Below are 19,394 nucleotides of genomic sequence, written 5' to 3' on the forward strand. Positions count from 1 at the left end.
TTTATAATAAATCTCCCTATGAAATTTTCATGCCCTTTTTACTTCATTTTTTTTATATGCTTTTTATTATTAAATGTGCAATCTTGCAATGATGAACCTGTTGAAATAATTACTATAACTGATACTGATAATGATGGTATTGAAGAAAGCGCAGACAATTGTCCTTCTTTAGCAAACCCAAATCAAGAAGATGAAGACAATGATGGTATTGGAAATTTATGTGATGAAGATTTTGATAACTCCAATAGTCCATTAGCAGTTTGCGAAGGTGGTATTGCTGACATTTATCCATGTAACGACTATGATTTAATGGCAAATATCCCTTTAAATATTTTTGGAGCTACAGCAGGAAATGATTGTTGGGGATGGACGGACACAACAACAGGAAAAGAGTATGCTTTAATGGCAACTAATAATAACACTGCTTTTGTAGATATTACAAAACCTAACGAGCCAATTTATTTAGGAAAACTTCCAACAGCATCTTCCAACGGCCCTTGGCGCGATGTTAAAGTTTATAAAGACCATGCTTTTATAGTTGCAGATTGCAGTTTAAGTAGAGACCCTAACTGTAATGACGACCATGGCATGCAAGTTTTTGATTTAACACGTTTACGAGATGTAACCAATCCCCCAGAAATTTTTACTGCAGACACTCATTTTACAGAATTTGGAAAAGCCCATAATATAGTAATAAATGAAGAAAGCGGATACGCTTATATTGTTGGAGCAAACAGAAGTACTAAATTTGCTGGAGGACCTATTTTTATAAATATTCAAGACCCCAAGAATCCAGTTTCCGAAGGTGGTTTCTTAGAAGGGGGATACTCTCATGACGCACAAGTTGTAACATATAATGGACCTGATACCGACTACTCTGGCAAAGAAATTTTAATTGGAAGCAATGAGAATGAAGTTGTTATTGTAGATGTAACTAATAAAGCTAACCCAACTATTATTTCAACCATTAGCTATAATAACGTTTGGTATGCGCATCAAGGTTGGTTTTCTGAAGACATGACATATTTTATATTAGGCGATGAATTAGATGAAGTAAGAATTGGAGCTAATACAAGAACCATTGTTTTTGATTTTACCGATTTAGATAATCCTGCCTATCATTTTGATTATTTTGGGACAAGCGCAGCCATAGATCATAATGGTTATGTAAAAAACAACACATATTATTTTGCAAGCTATAGAGCTGGAGTACGCATGCTAAACATGTCGCAAATTGGAAGCGGCACCTTAACAGAAGTTGGTTTTTTCGACACCTATCCTAAAGATAACAGTACAGAGTTTAATGGCGCTTGGAGTATTTATCCTTATTTCTCTAGTGGAAATATTATTGTTAGTGATATAGATAGAGGCTTGTTCATCATTAGAAAAACTGGCACATAATTGTACAAAATGGTTTTTTACTTGAAGAAACACATATTTGCCTTAAGTTTAGTTTCTATTGCTTTTTTAGTGTCTGGTTGTTCTAAAAATAACGATCACTCTAATGGTGACTCACCCGAAACTATTAAAGTTGATTTTGTAAAATCTTTTGGTGGCACAAAAAACGAAAGTGCCAAGGCTGTAATAAAAACTTCAGATGGCGGTTATGCTATTTTAGGATATACTCAAAGTATAGACATAGATATAACCAACAAGTCAAATGACTCTTTTGATTATTGGCTACTTAAATTTAACCAAAATGATGCACTTGAATGGCAAAAAACTTTTGGCGGCACAGACGATGATAGAGGAAACGACATCATTCAAACTCATGATGGAGGCTACGCTATTATTGGATTTAGCAAAAGTAGTGATGGTCATGTTACCGAAAACAACGGTGCGCATGATTATTGGGTTTCAAAATTAGATGCTTCAGGAACTATTTCTTGGGAAAAAAATTATGGTTTTTTAGGAGCAGATATTGGCAATTCAATAATTCAAACTCATGATGGAGGTTTTCTATTAACAGGTGTTTTAGATGTTTCGGCTTCAAATGGAGAAGGAAACAGTAAAAACACCAAATCCAAATCTTCAAGAATACAGCATGCAGGAGGCGATTATTGGGCTATCAAAATTAATGCAACTGGAGAAATAGCTTGGAGAAGATATTATGGAGGCTCATTTACAGATACGCCATATGATGTTATTCAAACAGAAGACAAAGGCTATTTAATAGTTGGTTCTTCAGATAGCGCAGATGTTGATATAAACAATAATAAAGGCACTTACGATTTTTGGGTTGTAAAAATATCAGAAGCAGGCACTTTAGTTTGGGAACAATCTTTTGGAGGTTCACAAACCGATGAGGCAAGAGCAATAGTAAAATCAAACGACGGTAACTATATTATTGTTGGTGATACTAGAAGCAACGATTTTGACGTTTCTACAAACAAAGGAGCTGCAGATTTATGGGTAATCAAAATATCTCCAACAGGAAATCTTATCTGGGAGAAAACTTTTGGAGGCTCGAGTTTTGACGTGGCACGCTCTATTTCCAAAACTCAAGATAATGACTTTATAATTTCTGGAAACTCCAGAAGTTTAGATGGAAATCTAACTAATAATAATGGTCAAAATGATGCGTGGGTAATAAAAGTTGACACCAATGGAAATTTAAAATGGCAAAAAACTATTGGTGGCTCAGAAATTGATTTTGCGTATGATGCTGTTGAATTAAACGACAAAAGCCTCATTATAGTTGGAAATTCAAGCAGCTCAAATTTAGACCTTTCAAACAATAGAGGATTCACAGATTTACTACTTTTTAAAATAAAATAATTCAAAATGAAAAGAATAGTTTCCCTAATTTTTGTTTTTCTATGTATTGGATTAACATCCTGTAGTGAAGATAATGATGATAAGGTTTCCCTAACAAATGTAACCTTTAATTTTAGTCATAATTGGGATGAAATTCCAATTACAAATTCAGATTTTAACACCATTAAATTCACAAATGCCCATGGTAATCAATTAAGTATAGAAAGGTTACGTTATCTCATATCAAAAATAACTTTTTATAAAATTGATGGAAGCACAACCGTTTTAGATGGTTATAATTTAGTTGATGTTACCAATAATGAAAACTTATCGTTTACACCAACTACATTTTTAACAACTGGGTCTTATAGTGATGTTACCTTTACTTTTGGGTTTAATAATGAAGACAATTCGAACAACTACGAAGACTTAAACTCAGCTTTATGGAGCGTACCTGCAATATTAGGAAGTGGCTACCATTACATGCAACTTGATGGAAAATTCTTAAACAAAACCGGTACAGAACAAGGATTTAATTATCATGCTATAAGAGCTGTAGATAATCCTGGAGCGAATCCTACATTTCCGCAAGACACCTTTTTTAATGTTAGCCTAGGTGCCATTACAATATCAAACAATGCTACTTTTAATATTGAAATGAATATTGCAAAATGGTTCAAAAATCCAAAAACATGGGATTTGAATATTTTAAATCAAACATTGATGCCAAATTCTGCAGCACAGATAATGATGTTTGAATATGGGCAAGATGTTTTTAATTTAAAAACTGTAAATCAATAATCTATTTTGAAAATATGGCAACTACATATTATTATAATGCTTTTTTGTTTTTCATGCGAAAACGAATCGATTAATAAATATGTAGCAACTCCAAGTAAACTTAGCATCCCAAAACTTTTTGAAGACAATATTTTAGCACCAATAATTCCAGTTGATAACCCGCAAACAATTGAAGGTGTTGCTCTGGGCAAGAAACTATTTTTTGATTCGATTTTATCTGTAAATAATACCCAAGCTTGTGCAGATTGTCATGCCCCTGAAAATGCATTTACCGATTCTGATAGGTTTAGTGATGGTGTTGACGGTATTTTAGGTAACCGCAATTCTATGCCGCTTTTTAATCTAGCTTGGAATTATGATGAAAAGTTCTTTTGGGATGGCAATACCTTTAGTTTAGAACATCAAGCTTTTGTTCCTGTTACAGATCCCATAGAAATGAAAAGTACATGGACAGAAGTTGAACAAAAACTGGAACAACACCCAGAATACCCTCTTTTATTTGAAAAAGCCTTTGGAACTTCAAAAATTGATTCTACCCTAGTCACTAAAGCCATTGCACAGTTTGAGCGCACATTAATTTCTGCCAATTCAAAATTTGATAGATTCCTTTTAGGTGAAGGCGAACTAACCCCACAGGAACTTAACGGGTTTAACGTATTTATGGACGAGACCAAAGGTGATTGTTTTCATTGCCATGGCAGTGACAAAAACCCACTTTGGACAGATAATATATTTCACAACAATGGTTTAGATGAAACTTTTACCGACTTAGGTTTAGGAGCCGTAACAGGTGATCCAGCCGATAACGGAAAATTTAAATCACCATCGCTTAGAAATCTAGCATTTACAGCACCTTATATGCATGATGGAAGATTTACAACTATAGAAGATGTTATTAATCACTATAGCGAAGGCTTAAAAAATTCTTCAACTATTGACCCTTTAATGAAAAAAGTAGCACAGGGTGGTGTTGGTTTATCAGATAAAGATAAAGTCGATTTAAAAGCTTTTTTACTATCCTTATCTGACCACGACTTTGTTAAAAATAATTAAGCTAAAAGAATAATACTACGAATAATTATGCATTTCATCGAAAAAATATGGTTTTAAGCTATTTATTTATCAACTTTTAATTAAATTAATCCCTCTAAAGCGATTTATAAATGAATAAGAGAATAGCATCTAACATTTTTTGCTCCACCTACGGACACAATTTTTTTCGTTTAAGTCAAGCCAATGATAATACACCAGAGATTATCTGTAAATGTTGTAAAAGTTACTTCAAATATGAACCTAATGGCTCTATAACTGAAGTTTCTCATAAAGAGAATAAGAAGTTCTCATCTCTTCTTTACATAAAAAGGACAGCTTAAGTTTTTATAATACTTCATCATTTATTTCATTAAAAATAGCCTAAACTAAGCATGAACTTGTATCTAAGAAATTTCAACGTTATGCTGTTTTGCGTTAGGGATTGAAGTGGCATCCTTTTTAAGAAGTTTTAAAAAATCAAAATTAATTTATACACCCCTTATTTAATTTTAAAAAAACGTTAATAGTTAGAAAATACTTCTTAAAAAGATACAGCGAAAAGCCCGACCCTTGTGGTAACGCCCAAATTATTAATTGAATAGAAAACCAATAAGAAAAACCTATAAAACCATATATTAATATAATGTTAGGTTATTCGATTTTGAGGGACTTATATTGTATATTTGCTCTCTATTTAGAAACTGTCTTAATAAAATATTGAGCACAAACCTAAATTTAATAAAAGAATCTATGATAAAAGTATCTGAAACAGCTAAAAAGAAAGTGGTTGAGCTTATGACCGATGATGGTTATGATGCTATAACTGACTACGTTCGTGTGGGTGTAAAAAGTGGTGGTTGTTCTGGATTATCTTACGATTTAAAGTTTGATAAAGAACAACAAGAAGGCGATAAAGTTTTTGAAGATAACGATATAAAAATTATAGTTGACAAAAAAAGCTTTTTATACTTAATAGGAACAACACTAGAATATTCAGGAGGTTTAAACGGAACAGGTTTCGTTTTTAACAACCCTAACGCTAACCGAACTTGTGGTTGTGGCGAATCATTTTCATTATAAAATACAGAAAGCAATATGTCGAAATATACCGAGGATGATTTACGCGAAGAATTAAAAACCAAAGAGTATGAATATGGGTTTTATACTGATATAGAATCTGAAACATTTCCCAATGGTTTAAATGAAGATATTGTTCGTGCTATTTCTAAAAAGAAAGAAGAGCCAGAATGGATGACCGAATGGCGACTAGAAGCCTTTAAGGTTTGGAAAGACATGATTGAACCAGAATGGGCAAACGTAAACTATGCTAAGCCAGATTTTCAAGGTATCTCTTACTATTCTGCTCCAAATAGCAAACCAAAATACGATAGTATTGATGAGGTTGACCCAGAATTATTAGCAACTTTTGAAAAACTAGGCATTTCTCTTGATGAACAGAAGAAACTAGCTGGAGTAGCTATGGATGTTGTGGTTGATTCTGTTTCTGTTGCTACAACTTTCAAGAAAACATTAGGCGAAAAAGGTATTATTTTTATGAGTATTTCTGAAGCTATTAAAGAGCATCCAGAACTTGTGAAAAAATATTTGGGAACCGTAGTTCCTCAAAAAGATAACTTTTATGCAGCCTTAAATTCAGCAGTATTTAGTGATGGTTCATTCTGTTACATTCCAAAAGGCGTTCGTTGTCCAATGGAATTATCAACATACTTCAGAATCAATCAAGCAGGGACTGGTCAGTTTGAAAGAACTTTAGTAATTGCAGACGAAGGTAGTTATGTTAGTTACCTTGAAGGATGTACTGCTCCAAGTCGTGACGAAAACCAATTACACGCCGCTGTTGTGGAATTGATAGCTTTAGATAATGCTGAAATTAAATATTCAACGGTACAAAACTGGTACCCTGGAAATGCTGAAGGTAAAGGTGGTGTTTTCAACTTTGTAACCAAACGTGGATTATGCGAAAAAAACGCAAAAATCTCATGGACACAAGTTGAAACAGGTTCTGCCGTTACGTGGAAATACCCAAGTTGTGTTTTAAAAGGCGACAATTCAGTTGGTGAGTTTTACTCAATAGCCGTAACTAACAACTACCAACAAGCAGATACTGGAACAAAGATGATTCACTTAGGAAAAAACACGAAGTCGACTATTATTTCTAAAGGAATTTCAGCAGGGAAATCACAAAACAGTTATAGAGGTTTAGTTCAAATAAACTCAAGAGCGGACAATGCGCGTAACTTTTCACAATGTGATAGTTTATTAATGGGAAACGAGTGTGGCGCACACACATTTCCATACATAGAAGCAAAAAATAAAACAGCAAAAATAGAACACGAAGCTACCACTAGTAAAATTGGGGAAGACCAAATTTTCTACTGTAACCAACGTGGTATTGATACTGAGAAAGCCATTGCATTAATTGTAAATGGGTTTAGTAAAGAAGTTTTAAACAAACTCCCAATGGAATTTGCTGTTGAAGCTCAAAAATTACTAGAAATAAGTTTAGAAGGAAGTGTTGGTTAAAAATTAATTAAAATGAAAAAAGTAATTATTCTATTAGTATGTGTTGCAGCATTTATTAGCTGTAAGAACGAAAACAAAACAGAACAAAAAGAAGAAACTACAATTTCAAATAGTTCTGAAAGAACGGAAAAGCAAAGTGATGGACTTACCTTACTAAAGGGCGAGTTTGTCTATTATGGTGGTGCAGCTGTTTTGCAAACGCACACTGAAATTTATGGCGTTTTAGTAACTGATAAAACGCTAGAATTAAACAAGTTAGCTGAAAAACATAAAACAGAGCCTACAGATATGGTTCAAGTTGAAATTCGAGGAAAAATTACAAATCACAAAGACGAAAAAATTCTTTGGGAAAATAAAGTTGAAATTGTTGAAATACTGCAAGTAAAATCGGCATCCAAAGACGATAAAAACGTAGTGAAACTAGAAAAATAAATAAGAATAAAAACACAAATCCCAGACTCTAAATTCCAAAAAATAAACATTAGTTTGGAATTTTGTATTTGTTATTTGGAATTTTAAAAAAAGTATGTTAAAAATAAATAATTTACACGCAAGTGTTGAAGACAAAGCTATTTTAAGAGGCATAAACCTTGAAGTTAAACCAGGTGAAGTTCATGCTATTATGGGGCCAAATGGTTCTGGTAAAAGCACGTTAGCATCTGTTGTAGCTGGTAAAGAAGAATACGAAGTTACTAAAGGGAACATCGTTTTTGAAGGAGAAGACATAGAAGAATTAGGTGCGGAAGAGCGTGCTCATAAAGGTGTGTTTTTATCATTCCAATATCCTGTTGAAATTCCTGGAGTTTCTGTAACTAACTTCATGAAGACTGCTATTAACGAAACTCGTAAAGCAAAAGGATTAGAAGACATGCCTGCAAAAGACATGCTTAAATTAATCCGTGAGAAATCTGAGCTTTTAGAAATCGATAGAAAGTTTTTATCACGCTCTTTAAACGAAGGATTTTCTGGAGGTGAAAAGAAACGTAATGAGATTTTTCAAATGGCTATGCTAGAACCTAAATTGGCTATTCTTGATGAAACTGATTCTGGATTAGATATTGATGCTCTTCGTATTGTAGCTAACGGTGTTAATAAACTAAAAAGTAAAGACAATGCTGTTGTAGTTATTACACATTACCAACGTTTGTTAGATTATATTGTTCCTGATTTTGTTCACGTACTTTATAACGGACGCATAGTGAAATCTGGTGGTAAAGAGCTAGCACATCAATTAGAAGAAAAAGGTTACGACTGGATTAAAGAAGAAGTAAACGCATAAAAATAGTCGCAGTACTCAGTCACAGTGGGCAGTTTACCTATCTTTATCTGATTACTCTAAAGTTTAAAAAAAGTAAACAGTACCACTCTTAGTTTTCCATTTACTGAAAACTGAGACTGCCACTGAAAACTGAAAACAATGGATTTAAAAGAAAAATTAGTCTCATCATTTTTAGCCTTCGAAAACAAAGTCGATATAGATGCTTATGTTCACGATGTAAGGTCTGATGCTATAAAAGTATTTGAAGAAAAAGGCTTCCCTTCAAAAAAGGAAGAAACATGGAAATACACCTCTTTAAATAGTGTTTTAAAAGAAGATTATAGTGTATTCCCAAAGCAAGAAAACGCTTTAGACTATAAGGATGTAAAAAAGTATTTTATCCACGATATTGATGCTTACAAAATCATTTTTATTGATGGAAAATACTCCTCACACCTGTCGCAAACTACACATGATGGAATTGATGTATGTTTAATGTCCGCTGCTTTAAGCAAACCAAAATATCAGTTAATTATTGAAAACTATTTCAATAAAGCCGCTGAAAAAGACAGCTTATCTTCCTTAAACACAGCCTTTTCAAGTGAAGGTGCATACATACATATTCCAAAAAATAAAGTAGTAGAAAAACCTATTCAAATTATACACTTTTCAACAGGAAATGAATCGGCTACCATGCTACAACCACGTAATTTGATTGTGGTAGACGAGAATTCGCATGTGCAAATTATCGAGCGCCATCAAAGCTTAACAAGTAATCCAGTATTAACTAATAGCGTTACTGAGATTTTTGCAAACAAACGTGCTATTGTCGATTATTACAAAATCCAAAACGATAACGAAAACGCATCATTAATAGATCATACTTTTGTTAAACAAAGTAGAGAAAGTTTCGCTTCTGTGCACACCTTCTCTTTTGGTGGTAAGCTAATTCGTAATAACTTAAACTTTTACCAAAACGGTGAGCGTATCGATTCAACCTTAAAAGGTATAACCATTATTGGCAAAAAACAACACGTAGATCATAACACATTAGTGCATCATATCGAGCCTAATTGTGAAAGCCATCAAGATTACAAAGGTATTTTTGATGATAGATCAACTGGGGTTTTCAACGGTAAAGTTGTGGTTGAAAAAGAAGCGCAAAAAACCAATGCATTTCAAGCCAACAATAATATATTAATAAGCGATAAAGCGTCCATAAACACCAAACCGCAATTAGAAATTTTTGCCGATGATGTTAAATGTTCTCATGGTTGTACAATCGGTCAGCTTGATGAAAGTGCTATGTTTTACATGCGCTCACGTGGTATTCCAGAAAAAGAAGCCAAAGCACTTTTAATGTTTGCTTTTAGTAATAACGTATTAAGTTCGGTTAAAATTCCAGAATTAAAACAACACATTACTAAGATTATCGCCAACAAATTAGGTGTCGATCTTGGTTTCGATTTATAAAATTTTTATTTGAAGCTATTTCCCGCTATCCGTTATATCTTTTTTGAGAAAAACAAAAAAGGATGCCACTTCTATCGGGGCTAAATCATCTGCCATGTTCAATGTACAAGACATACGAAAAGACTTCCCGATACTTTATCGCAAAGTAAATGGTAAACCTTTAGTGTATTTTGATAATGCAGCAACATCGCAAACACCACAACAGGTTATTGATATTATTGTAGATTATTATTCAAATTACAATGCTAATATTCATCGTGGTGTCCATACTTTAAGTCAAGAAGCAACCGATTTATACGAACAAGCACGGCATAAAATACAAGCCCATTTTAATGCAAAGTTCTCGCACGAAATTATTTTTACTTCGGGCACAACACACAGTATTAATCTTGTTGCAAACGGCTTTTCATCACTACTAAAAAAAAACGATGACATTATAGTTTCTGCCTTAGAGCATCATAGTAATATTGTGCCTTGGCAAATGCTTTGCGAACGTACTAAAGCCAATCTAAAAGTGATTCCTATGAATGAAGATGGCGAACTCATCATGTCTGAATTCGACAAATTACTTTCAAAAAACACCAAACTTGTCTTCGTAAATCATATTTCAAACGCTTTAGGAACTATTAACCCTATCGAATATATTATTAAAAAAGCACACCAAGTTGGTGCTGCAGTTTTAATTGATGGCGCGCAATCTGCCCCTCATATTAACCCAGATGTGCAAGCTTTAGATGTTGATTTCTATGTTACTTCTGCACATAAAATATGTGGACCAACAGGCGTTGGCATGTTATATGGAAAAGAAGAATGGCTGAATAAGCTTCCACCCTACCAAGGCGGAGGAGAAATGATTGCTGAAGTAACTTTCGAAAAAACAACTTACGCCGATTTACCACATAAATTTGAAGCCGGAACCCCAAATATCTGTGGAGGAATAGCTTTTGGAGCAGCTATTGATTACATGAATAGTGTAGGTTTCAATAACATCGCTACTTACGAAAACGAACTATTAGAATACGGTACTAAAAAACTTCTTGAAATTGAAGGTTTAAAAATCTACGGCACTTCAAAGCATAAAACGTCTGTTATTTCTTTTAATCTAGAAGGTATTCACCCTTACGATGTTGGTACAATATTGGATAAGTTAGGAATAGCGGTTAGAACTGGGCACCATTGTGCGCAACCTATAATGGATTTTTATAAAATTCCAGGAACAATTAGAGCTTCTTTTGCATTTTACAATACCAAAGCAGAAATAGATACTTTAGTTGAAGGTGTTAAGAAAGCTAAAATGATGCTGTCTTAAATTCTTATCGTATTTTTGTATAAAATTGAAACTATGAGTATTGAAGAGGTTCAGAACGAAATTATAGACGAATTCTCAATGTTTGAAGACTGGGAAGAACGTTACCAATATATGATTGATTTAGGGAAAGATTTGCCCTTAATTGACGACCAATACAAAACCGAAAGGAACATTATAAAAGGTTGCCAAAGTAAAGTTTGGGTCCATGCTGAAATGGACGATAATAAAATTGAATTTACCGCTGATAGTGATGCAATTATCACAAAAGGGATAATAGCCATTTTAATTCGTACATTTTCCAATCAGCATCCAAAAGATATTATTGCTGCCAATACTGATTTTATTGATAAAATAGGTTTAAAAGAGCATTTATCGCCAACACGTGCTAATGGTTTAGTAAGTATGGTGAAGCAATTAAAAATGTACGCCATTGCGTACCAAACACAACTAAATTAGTTGATGTGTTGAATCGTATAATCGTTGAACCGATTACACAGTTAAACAAATAAACGATTAAACATTTAAGAAATGAGTGAAACAACAATAGATACGGCCGAATTAGGCGAAAAAATAGTAAACGTCCTGAAAACGATTTACGACCCAGAAATACCTGTCGATATTTACGAACTAGGTTTAATCTACGATGTATTTGTTAACGAAGATTATGATGTAAAAATCTTAATGACATTAACAACACCTAACTGCCCTGTTGCCGAAACACTACCTTTAGAAGTTGAAGAAAAAGTAAAATCGCTCAATGCTGTAAAAGATGCTGAAGTTGAAATTACTTTTGACCCACCATGGACTCAAGAACTAATGAGTGAAGAGGCAAAGCTGGAATTAGGGATGCTTTAATATTGTTATAGTCTTAAGTTTACAATAACTCTATAGTAAATTAAAAAATGTCACCTTGAGCGCAGTCGAAAAGTCTCAATATATGCCAGACGAAATTATAAATCGCGTAGCGAATAGCAAACTAATAACTATTGACCTAGAGGATTTTTACCCTGAAGGGAAACGTGTGTTGTTTGATATTAAAGATTGGTTGTTTGAAGGTTTTGTGCTTCGAGAAAAAGATTTTAGAACTCAGGTTGCAGAATTTGATTGGAGTCAATATCAAGATAACTATGTAGCACTAACTTGCAGTAGCAATGCTATAATACCGGGTTGGGCGTATATGCTATTAAGTATTCAATTAGAGCCTTATGCTAAAAAAGTTATTGTTGGCGACTTAGAAAATTTAGAAACGTCCATATATCAAGATATTATCAATAATCTTAATGTTATAGATTATAAAGATAAACCTATAATCATAAAGGGTTGTTCCAATAAACCCGTGCCTAAAAATGCTTATATTATGCTTTCTGCCAAGTTACAACCGTTGGCTAAGTCTATTATGTATGGCGAAGCCTGTTCTTCTGTTCCTCTTTTTAAGAAGAAGTAATTTTTATGTGACTAATCTTTCATAGTTGCGTCTAAACAGTATATTTGCAAAAAAATTCAACAAAAATTAAAAATTATGAAAAAAATATTTTTCACATTATTATTAGGTGTTAGCATTATATCAATAAATGCGCAAACTAAAGAAGAATTACAAACACAAAAAGCCGAGAAACAAGCTATAGCAGATGCTGCTCAAGCTGAAGCTAATGCTTTACAAGCACAAATAGATGCACTTCCAGGTTGGAAAAAAGGAGCTTTTGGTACTATTGGTGGTAGCTTATCTGGTTTTAACAATTGGTATGCACAGGGAGCTCCAAACAACAATTCTGGTAACATTGGTTTTACTGTAAATGGTTTCGCTAACTTAATTCAAGAGAAATTCTTTTGGAGAAACAGTTTAACAACAAACTTAAATTGGGTAAAGTTAGATAATAAAGATGATGATACTGATAGTGAAGATTTTAACCCTACTACAGATGTATTCAACATTTCATCTTTATACGGTAGAAATATAGCTAAAAACTTAGCAGTTTCTGGATTAGCTGAATACAGAACAACCATTTTAAGCAATTTTAACGACCCAGGTTATTTAGATGTTGGTTTTGGTGCTACTTGGACACCTATTGAAAACTTAATAGTAGTTGTACACCCATTAAACTACAACTTTGTATTTGCCGATAATGATGCTATTTTTGAATCATCTTTAGGTGCTAAAATTGTTGCTGATTACACCAGACAAATAGGAGCAATAAACTTTAAAACTAACTTATCTGCTTTTCAAAGCTATAAATCTGGAAACCTTTCTAACTGGACTTGGAGCAACTCATTTAGTTATACGTTATGGAAAATGATTGGTGTTGGTTTTGATTTTGGCTTAAGAAGCAACAAACAAGAAGCTTTAAATTTTGCTTTAGATCAGTTTGACCCGTTGGCTGTTCCTGCTCAAACTGAACCAACGTTTGATAATGTTGATAACGATCTACAAACCTATTACACATTTGGTTTAAGCTATAACTTCTAATCTATTTTATAGAGATATAAAATTTATAAAAAATGCGCTTCCTAAAAAAAGGAAGCGCATTTTTTGTGCTATGATACGAATTACCCGTTTGACTTTGTCAGAGAAAATAACTAAATTCGTTTAACGCTGGATATAAAACATTAAAACGTTTGATATCCACGAACTATTAGCTACAAACAAAAAATGAAAGAAAATATAGATACACCTATAAAGCTAGATTTATCTAAACACGACAATATTCCAAAACTGATTCATGTCTCATGGAAAACAAAAAATATATTAGACAATAAATCCCCAATTATTTTAAATGGTTTAGCTAATCTAAAAAAAATAAACCCCAATTATAAATTAGAAATCAGCGACGATAAGGATGTTGAAATATATCTAAAAAGTAAATTAAGAAAATGGGATTATATCAAGATTAAAAATAAAAAGATTGTAGAAAAAATTGATTTATGGAGATTATTCAAAATTTACTATGAAGGAGGGATTTATGTTGATATAGATAGATATTGTAACATACCCTTTGATGATATTATAAAAAATGGAACTAAATGTATCTTACCAACTTGCGGTAATATCGATTTTTCACAAGATTTGATGATAAGCTGTAGAGAAAATCCAATATTCAAAAAAGCAATTGAATATAACTTGGCATCCAGATTTATAATTAACCCTCGTGGAGTATTTCATTTAGGCCCTCCAATATATATGCGAGCAATAACAGAGTGTGTTTTTGGTAAAAGAGAAAAAAGAAAACCTCCTAGTCTGGTAATGAATAATTATAGGTTATCATTAAAAAATTCAAAATACTTTCAAACCTATAAAGAAAACTTACCAAACGATTCATTAATCTTCAAATATGACAAAAATAATTTTCAAAATGGTAATGGTCTAGGAAAAGCTGAGTTTTATGATTCACAAAAAATTACACCATGGAGTTCCGGATATGACAAAAACACGATTATTTTATTAATTATTTTTCTGTGTATTGCAATCTTAATTATAATAATAAAGTCAGTGGCTAACACAGTATAAAATTAATTGCTAGTTATAGTATACTTACAAAAGTCCTTGCGGACTTTCTATCTGTGATTTATTTGCTAAATTAGTGCTTAAACACGCAACGAAATTATACACCAAATGTTAACACGAACCTTTCCAGAAAAATCCATACTTTAAATTTAAAACATTAGTTAGCTGATACTTGCGTATTCTATGATTAAAACAAACAAAATCTTATTTTTTTAAGCGGCAAACTTCATAGTGTCAACATATGGTATTTGTCTTTTAACAACAGTAAAGATTCGCGCAATTAATTTATTTCTAATAATGTTGATTGTACTCATTTTGCTTTTACCTGTAGCTATTCTTCTTTCAAGAATTGAGGCATTTGTTGAGGCTCCTCGCAGAAAGCGACTGCCGAAATGTTTACATTCATGAATTCAATATTATAAAATATAAACCAATGAATAAAGCCCGACCCCTTTTCGGGGTAACGTCCAAACATTACTTCATGTCTTCGTAATTATAATCTGGATACAAGAAATGGTTGTACGGAAAACGTGTAACATGAATGTCGCGAACCTCATCGTACACGCGCTTTTTAAAATCTTCTAGATTACTTTTATTTAATGCCGAAATAAATAATGCGTTGTTGCCTACTTTATTCATCCAAGTGCTTTTCCATTCTTCCAAAGTATAATGTTTTTCGGTACGTTCGGTTTCTAAATCGTCTTCATCTAGAGGTTCTGCATTGTAAGCATCAATTTTATTGAATACCATTATAGTCGGCTTATCGCCACTTTTAATCTCACCCAAAATCTTCTCAACAGAAGCAATATGCTCTTCGAAATTAGGATGCGAAATATCCACAACGTGAAGTAATAAATCGGCTTCTCTAACCTCATCCAAGGTACTTTTAAAACTATCAACCAATTGCGTTGGAAGCTTACGGATAAAACCAACCGTATCACTCAACAAAAATGGGAGGTTTTGAATGACTACCTTTCTAACTGTAGTATCTAGCGTAGCAAAAAGCTTGTTTTCGGCAAATACTTCACTTTTACTAACCACATTCATGAGTGTTGATTTACCAACATTGGTATACCCAACCAGCGCCACACGAACCATTTTACCACGGTTACCGCGTTGCACGGCCATTTGCTTATCTATAGTTTTTATTCGTTTTTTTAGCAACGCTATTTTATCACGAACTATACGTCTATCTGTTTCAATTTCGGTTTCACCGGGTCCGCGCATGCCTATCCCCCCTTTTTGACGTTCAAGGTGTGTCCACATGCCTCTTAATCGTGGGAGTAAATATTCGCATTGTGCCAGTTCTACTTGAGTTCTTGCATAACTAGTTTGTGCACGCTGCGCAAAAATATCAAGTATTAGATTGGTTCTATCTAGAACTTTTACATTAAGAATTTTACTAATATTTCGTTCTTGAGCGGCCGAAAGTTCATCATCAAAAATAGCTGTATCAATCTCATTTTCTTTTATAAATTGGCTAACATCTTCCATCTTACCCGTTCCTATAAACGTTTTAGGATTTGGCATGTCCATTTTTTGAGTAAAACGTTTAACAGCATAACCGCCAGCTGTAAATGTTAAAAACTCAAGCTCATCTAAATATTCTTTAGATTTTTCTTCATCCTGATCTTTAGTAATAATACCTATTAAAACAGCCTTTTCTAAACCCATATACGCCTCTCAATTATAAAAAATATTATATTGGCAAAGTTACATAATTGAACTGATTATTATTTGAAAAAATACTCCTCGATATTTATATCGAGGTTTCACCTGAAAGTGTCGTTCCTGCAAATGCAAGAATCTTAAATAAAGAATTATCAAATTCTTTATTTTAATATTTTTAAGCCTATTTTTGACCTATGACAGACCCTTTTGAAGATATTCCCGTTCGCCATGATATGCAAACTGTGGCGTTTTATAATGTTGAAAATTTATTCGATTTAAAGAACGACAAATATAAACATGATAATGATTTCTTGCCAGGTTCGATTAAAAACTGGACGCCAAAACGCTACGAAAACAAATTACGGAAATTAGGTTATGCTATTTCAAATATTGGAAGACGTGAAACTGGAAAACATCCTGCTTTAGTGGGTTTAGCTGAAGTTGAAAACGCTGTTGTAATTAAAGATTTAATTTCATCTAAACATTTAAAAAACTGTAATTACGATTTTGTGCATTTTGACTCGCCAGACGAACGCGGTATTGATGTCGCTCTTTTGTATGATAGAACTGCTTTTAAAGTTCTGCACTCTGAAGTGTTTTCTATACCTCTTACTGATTTAGATGGCACTCCAGATTATACAAGAGATATACTATTAATTTCTGGAAATTTAGATGGTGAAAAAGTGCATGTTATTGTAAATCATTGGTCATCAAGACGTGAAGGTGAAAAAGAAACCGAGTTTAAACGTATAGCCTCTTCTGAAAAAGTAGGCGATATTATAAAAACGTTAAAAAATGAGGACGACCATGCTAAGATTTTGGTGATTGGCGATTTTAATGATGACCCGCATAGTAAAAGTGTTGCACGTTTAGTTGATGATTATGGTTTATATAACACCATGGAGACCTTGCGTTCTTTTACGCGTGGCTCTGTAAAACACCGACGCCAATGGTTTATTTTCGACCAAATTTTAATCTCAACTAATTTTTTTAAAAGCTCTAAAAATGAATTTGAGTTTTTTAAGGCTAATATTTTTGATGAGGATTTTTTAAAGCTTTTTAAAGGGCCTTATAAAGGATCTCCCTTTAGAACTTATGTTGGTCCAAAATATAAAGGCGGTTATAGTGACCACTTTCCTGTTTATGCTATTTTAAAAAAGTGATTATGTAGCTTGATAAAGTACATAGGTTAATCCCAAAATAACAATAGGTAATAACCATAGCAACCAAATGTTATACGAGAGTTTTTTCTTTTTAAGCATTTTAGCATTTAGTACTTTACGTTTTCTACCACCGTATTGCATCCAGTTTTTGAAATAAATAAAAATGGTAACCAAAACGAACAATGTCCAAGCTTTTGAAGCAGACATTGTTGTTACATGCATTTGCCTAAAAAAACCTGCAAAAAAAACACCAAGAAGCAACAGTAAACTACATTGTAACATAGTTATATAAAAAGTAGCAATACTATTGGCTTTTTTATTTTTTCTTGTTTTATAATGTTGAAAAAAATGAAAAAATATGGAGTCGAATGTGGTCATATCAGTATTTAATACGCCAAAGGTAAAATTATTGTTTTACTATTCAACATAATCCACGCTAATTTCATCCAATTCATAAATACCATCAAAAGTATCTTGTCCGCTTCCTGTAAATTTAAAAGCAATATGCATAGTTCCTGAAATACAAGATAAATCTACATTACCAGAGCTGAACCAAGGTGCAAAAGAATCAGAATCTTTAACCACATATGCTGCCGACAATACACCCCAAGTTGCTGAAGTTATATTGGCTTCTTCTCCATCCCAATCTAACGAATACAGGACTTCCATATAACTACTATCTGCAAGACTATTTGAAGTTTTAAAACGCAAGGTTTCACCATCTTGAGCATCTAAATTTATGGCTGGTGTTATTAACCAGCCTATATTACTAATATCACCAGAACTAGATGATTGAAATCTAGCAGACCGACCTAACGATGCATTTGATGATGTTGATGTATAACCTTCCCATGCTTCCGTGCCTGTTTCCATATAATTTGTCCACCCATCAATTTCTATTGGTCTGTTATTTCTTTGGGGTTCAAAATCTTCATAAAATAAATTTCCAGTACCCACGCTTGAAGCCAGACCACAAGTTAATTCCAGTGGATCGCAACGCTCAGTATTTTCAAAATTAACGGCAACCGAACTATTTATGACAAGTACGTTAAAATTATCCCTAAAATCGCGACTAAAAACACCCGTTACACTTCCTTTTCCTTGCGGAACAATAAGGGTTTTGAAATCGGAAAATGTACTGGTTTGCATAATTATTTGAATACCAGAATCGCAACTCTCTAATAAACGTAAACCATCAAACTCATCAAACGATTCGCTTGCAAAACTTGCTCCTAATTCGAATCTATTCAATTGCATATTATCTAACTGAATCAAGGTGTTTTCATCATTTTCAGTTAAATCAGCTAAACCTGAAACTTTGGGTTGTATCTCTACTATTTCATTACTTCTCAATACAATCTCTTTGTATTCTGTAGGTTGAATTTGCTCGACATTAACAGCATCGCCTTTTCCAATAGTAATTACGCCACTGGTTCCCCCAATAGTTAAGCCTTGTAATTTTACATATACTTTTTGACCGAATTGATAGGTATCAGATAAACTACTCACATTTATATCGACTTTAAAACCTAGTCTTGGGTCATTATCTGGATTACTATCATCAGTCTTATTTTGAATGATTAACTCTTCAAAAAAGTTTCCTGCCTTATCGGAAGACACTACATAACCTACAATATATACATCATCATTTATTACTGCAGTTGTATTCCCTCCATTAACGGCTTGCTCATAAAGTGATTTAATAGCTTTGAATGTGGTTAATTTTTCTGCAGGAATCATTGAGTCCTCACTTGAAATATTTGGAACTCCAAAATCATCGTCTTGTACACAAGACATGGTTACTAGAAGCAACCCAATAAAAGCAAATACTGCATTGTTAATTTTTGTTTTCATAATTTATATTTTAGATTCCTGCCTTTACAGGAA

General features: G+C 33.1%; 20 protein-coding genes. 17 read left to right on the forward strand and 3 right to left on the reverse strand.

The genetic code is table 11. The features are described from left to right. The first annotated feature begins 18 nt into the window (after window positions 1–18). From Q0870_RS14740 to Q0870_RS14815, 16 genes are all read left to right on the forward strand, one after another. Window positions 19–1,401: a choice-of-anchor B family protein gene (locus Q0870_RS14740; RefSeq protein WP_298556597.1), complete on the forward strand. Its 1,383-nt coding sequence runs from the start codon at window positions 19–21 to the stop codon at window positions 1,399–1,401. A gap of 21 nt (window positions 1,402–1,422) precedes the next feature. Next, window positions 1,423–2,778 carry a hypothetical protein gene (locus Q0870_RS14745; RefSeq protein WP_298556599.1) on the forward strand — a complete coding sequence of 452 codons (1,356 nt, stop codon included), beginning with the start codon at window positions 1,423–1,425 and terminating at the stop codon, window positions 2,776–2,778. Between the two features lie 6 nt (window positions 2,779–2,784). After that, a complete protein-coding gene (locus Q0870_RS14750) occupies window positions 2,785–3,558 on the forward strand; it encodes an MbnP family protein (RefSeq protein WP_298556601.1) in 774 nt (257 codons plus the stop codon). 36 nt (window positions 3,559–3,594) lie between these two features. Next, on the forward strand, window positions 3,595–4,611 hold the full coding sequence (locus tag Q0870_RS14755) for a cytochrome c peroxidase (RefSeq protein WP_298556603.1): 1,017 nt from the start codon (window positions 3,595–3,597) through the stop codon (window positions 4,609–4,611). A 110-nt stretch (window positions 4,612–4,721) separates the two neighbouring features. Then, the gene (locus Q0870_RS14760) at window positions 4,722–4,931 is read left to right on the forward strand and encodes a hypothetical protein (protein WP_298556605.1); all 210 of its coding nucleotides are present in this window, start codon (window positions 4,722–4,724) and stop codon (window positions 4,929–4,931) included. Between the two features lie 409 nt (window positions 4,932–5,340). Next, a complete protein-coding gene (locus Q0870_RS14765; protein ID WP_298556672.1) occupies window positions 5,341–5,670 on the forward strand; it encodes an iron-sulfur cluster assembly accessory protein in 330 nt (109 codons plus the stop codon). A 15-nt stretch (window positions 5,671–5,685) separates the two neighbouring features. Beyond that, window positions 5,686–7,134, forward strand: a complete 1,449-nt coding sequence (gene sufB / locus Q0870_RS14770; protein WP_298556607.1) for a Fe-S cluster assembly protein SufB — start codon at window positions 5,686–5,688, stop codon at window positions 7,132–7,134. A 12-nt stretch (window positions 7,135–7,146) separates the two neighbouring features. Continuing rightward, window positions 7,147–7,566, forward strand: a complete 420-nt coding sequence (locus Q0870_RS14775; protein ID WP_298556609.1) for a hypothetical protein — start codon at window positions 7,147–7,149, stop codon at window positions 7,564–7,566. Window positions 7,567–7,660: 94 nt separating this feature from the next. Continuing rightward, a complete protein-coding gene (gene sufC / locus Q0870_RS14780) occupies window positions 7,661–8,413 on the forward strand; it encodes a Fe-S cluster assembly ATPase SufC (protein WP_298556610.1) in 753 nt (250 codons plus the stop codon). A 138-nt stretch (window positions 8,414–8,551) separates the two neighbouring features. Continuing rightward, a complete protein-coding gene (gene sufD, locus Q0870_RS14785; protein ID WP_298556612.1) occupies window positions 8,552–9,865 on the forward strand; it encodes a Fe-S cluster assembly protein SufD in 1,314 nt (437 codons plus the stop codon). Between the two features lie 94 nt (window positions 9,866–9,959). Beyond that, window positions 9,960–11,174, forward strand: coding sequence for a cysteine desulfurase (locus Q0870_RS14790; protein ID WP_298556674.1), 1,215 nt, complete (start codon window positions 9,960–9,962; stop codon window positions 11,172–11,174). A gap of 33 nt (window positions 11,175–11,207) precedes the next feature. Then, window positions 11,208–11,630: a SufE family protein gene (locus Q0870_RS14795; RefSeq protein ID WP_298556614.1), complete on the forward strand. Its 423-nt coding sequence runs from the start codon at window positions 11,208–11,210 to the stop codon at window positions 11,628–11,630. Between the two features lie 72 nt (window positions 11,631–11,702). After that, on the forward strand, window positions 11,703–12,029 hold the full coding sequence (locus tag Q0870_RS14800) for an SUF system Fe-S cluster assembly protein (RefSeq protein WP_298556616.1): 327 nt from the start codon (window positions 11,703–11,705) through the stop codon (window positions 12,027–12,029). A gap of 82 nt (window positions 12,030–12,111) precedes the next feature. Then, on the forward strand, window positions 12,112–12,618 hold the full coding sequence (locus Q0870_RS14805; RefSeq protein WP_298556617.1) for a DUF2480 family protein: 507 nt from the start codon (window positions 12,112–12,114) through the stop codon (window positions 12,616–12,618). A 75-nt stretch (window positions 12,619–12,693) separates the two neighbouring features. Next, entirely contained in the window at window positions 12,694–13,638 is a 945-nt protein-coding gene (locus Q0870_RS14810; protein WP_298556619.1) for a DUF3078 domain-containing protein, read from the forward strand. Between the two features lie 183 nt (window positions 13,639–13,821). After that, the gene (locus Q0870_RS14815; RefSeq protein ID WP_298556621.1) at window positions 13,822–14,676 is read left to right on the forward strand and encodes a glycosyltransferase; all 855 of its coding nucleotides are present in this window, start codon (window positions 13,822–13,824) and stop codon (window positions 14,674–14,676) included. Window positions 14,677–15,147: 471 nt separating this feature from the next. Here the strand turns inward: Q0870_RS14815 and hflX are convergent, their stop codons facing one another. Next, the gene (gene hflX / locus Q0870_RS14820) at window positions 15,148–16,347 is read right to left on the reverse strand and encodes a GTPase HflX (protein WP_298556623.1); all 1,200 of its coding nucleotides are present in this window, start codon (window positions 16,345–16,347) and stop codon (window positions 15,148–15,150) included. A gap of 191 nt (window positions 16,348–16,538) precedes the next feature. Between hflX and Q0870_RS14825 the strand changes: the two genes are divergently transcribed. After that, the gene (locus tag Q0870_RS14825) at window positions 16,539–17,507 is read left to right on the forward strand and encodes an endonuclease (protein WP_298556625.1); all 969 of its coding nucleotides are present in this window, start codon (window positions 16,539–16,541) and stop codon (window positions 17,505–17,507) included. Here Q0870_RS14825 and Q0870_RS14830 read toward each other — a convergent pair whose 3' ends face one another. Further along, entirely contained in the window at window positions 17,508–17,885 is a 378-nt protein-coding gene (locus Q0870_RS14830; protein WP_298556627.1) for a hypothetical protein, read from the reverse strand. It abuts the gene before it with no gap. Window positions 17,886–17,924: 39 nt separating this feature from the next. Beyond that, window positions 17,925–19,361, reverse strand: a complete 1,437-nt coding sequence (locus Q0870_RS14835; RefSeq protein WP_298556629.1) for a DUF5689 domain-containing protein — start codon at window positions 19,359–19,361, stop codon at window positions 17,925–17,927. Between the last annotated feature and the right edge of the window lie 33 nt (window positions 19,362–19,394).

Origin of the sequence: uncultured Algibacter sp. (assembly GCF_947487575.1) — a bacterium.
Taxonomy (GTDB): domain Bacteria; phylum Bacteroidota; class Bacteroidia; order Flavobacteriales; family Flavobacteriaceae; genus Algibacter_B.

Bases quoted from the DNA above. Each gene is read 5' to 3' on its own strand.
- Q0870_RS14740 (WP_298556597.1), top strand. From the start codon at position 19: ATGAAATTTTCATGCCCTTTTTACTTCATTTTTTTTATATGCTTTTTA.
- Q0870_RS14750 (WP_298556601.1), top strand. From the start codon at position 2,785: ATGAAAAGAATAGTTTCCCTAATTTTTGTTTTTCTATGTATTGGATTA.
- Q0870_RS14755 (WP_298556603.1), top strand. From the start codon at position 3,595: ATGCTTTTTTGTTTTTCATGCGAAAACGAATCGATTAATAAATATGTA.
- Q0870_RS14760 (WP_298556605.1), top strand. From the start codon at position 4,722: ATGAATAAGAGAATAGCATCTAACATTTTTTGCTCCACCTACGGACAC.
- Q0870_RS14765 (WP_298556672.1), top strand. From the start codon at position 5,341: ATGATAAAAGTATCTGAAACAGCTAAAAAGAAAGTGGTTGAGCTTATG.
- sufB (WP_298556607.1), top strand. From the start codon at position 5,686: ATGTCGAAATATACCGAGGATGATTTACGCGAAGAATTAAAAACCAAA.
- Q0870_RS14775 (WP_298556609.1), top strand. From the start codon at position 7,147: ATGAAAAAAGTAATTATTCTATTAGTATGTGTTGCAGCATTTATTAGC.
- sufC (WP_298556610.1), top strand. From the start codon at position 7,661: ATGTTAAAAATAAATAATTTACACGCAAGTGTTGAAGACAAAGCTATT.
- sufD (WP_298556612.1), top strand. From the start codon at position 8,552: ATGGATTTAAAAGAAAAATTAGTCTCATCATTTTTAGCCTTCGAAAAC.
- Q0870_RS14790 (WP_298556674.1), top strand. From the start codon at position 9,960: ATGTTCAATGTACAAGACATACGAAAAGACTTCCCGATACTTTATCGC.
- Q0870_RS14795 (WP_298556614.1), top strand. From the start codon at position 11,208: ATGAGTATTGAAGAGGTTCAGAACGAAATTATAGACGAATTCTCAATG.
- Q0870_RS14800 (WP_298556616.1), top strand. From the start codon at position 11,703: ATGAGTGAAACAACAATAGATACGGCCGAATTAGGCGAAAAAATAGTA.
- Q0870_RS14805 (WP_298556617.1), top strand. From the start codon at position 12,112: ATGCCAGACGAAATTATAAATCGCGTAGCGAATAGCAAACTAATAACT.
- Q0870_RS14810 (WP_298556619.1), top strand. From the start codon at position 12,694: ATGAAAAAAATATTTTTCACATTATTATTAGGTGTTAGCATTATATCA.
- Q0870_RS14815 (WP_298556621.1), top strand. From the start codon at position 13,822: ATGAAAGAAAATATAGATACACCTATAAAGCTAGATTTATCTAAACAC.
- hflX (WP_298556623.1), bottom strand. From the start codon at position 16,347: ATGGGTTTAGAAAAGGCTGTTTTAATAGGTATTATTACTAAAGATCAG.
- Q0870_RS14825 (WP_298556625.1), top strand. From the start codon at position 16,539: ATGACAGACCCTTTTGAAGATATTCCCGTTCGCCATGATATGCAAACT.
- Q0870_RS14830 (WP_298556627.1), bottom strand. From the start codon at position 17,885: ATGACCACATTCGACTCCATATTTTTTCATTTTTTTCAACATTATAAA.
- Q0870_RS14835 (WP_298556629.1), bottom strand. From the start codon at position 19,361: ATGAAAACAAAAATTAACAATGCAGTATTTGCTTTTATTGGGTTGCTT.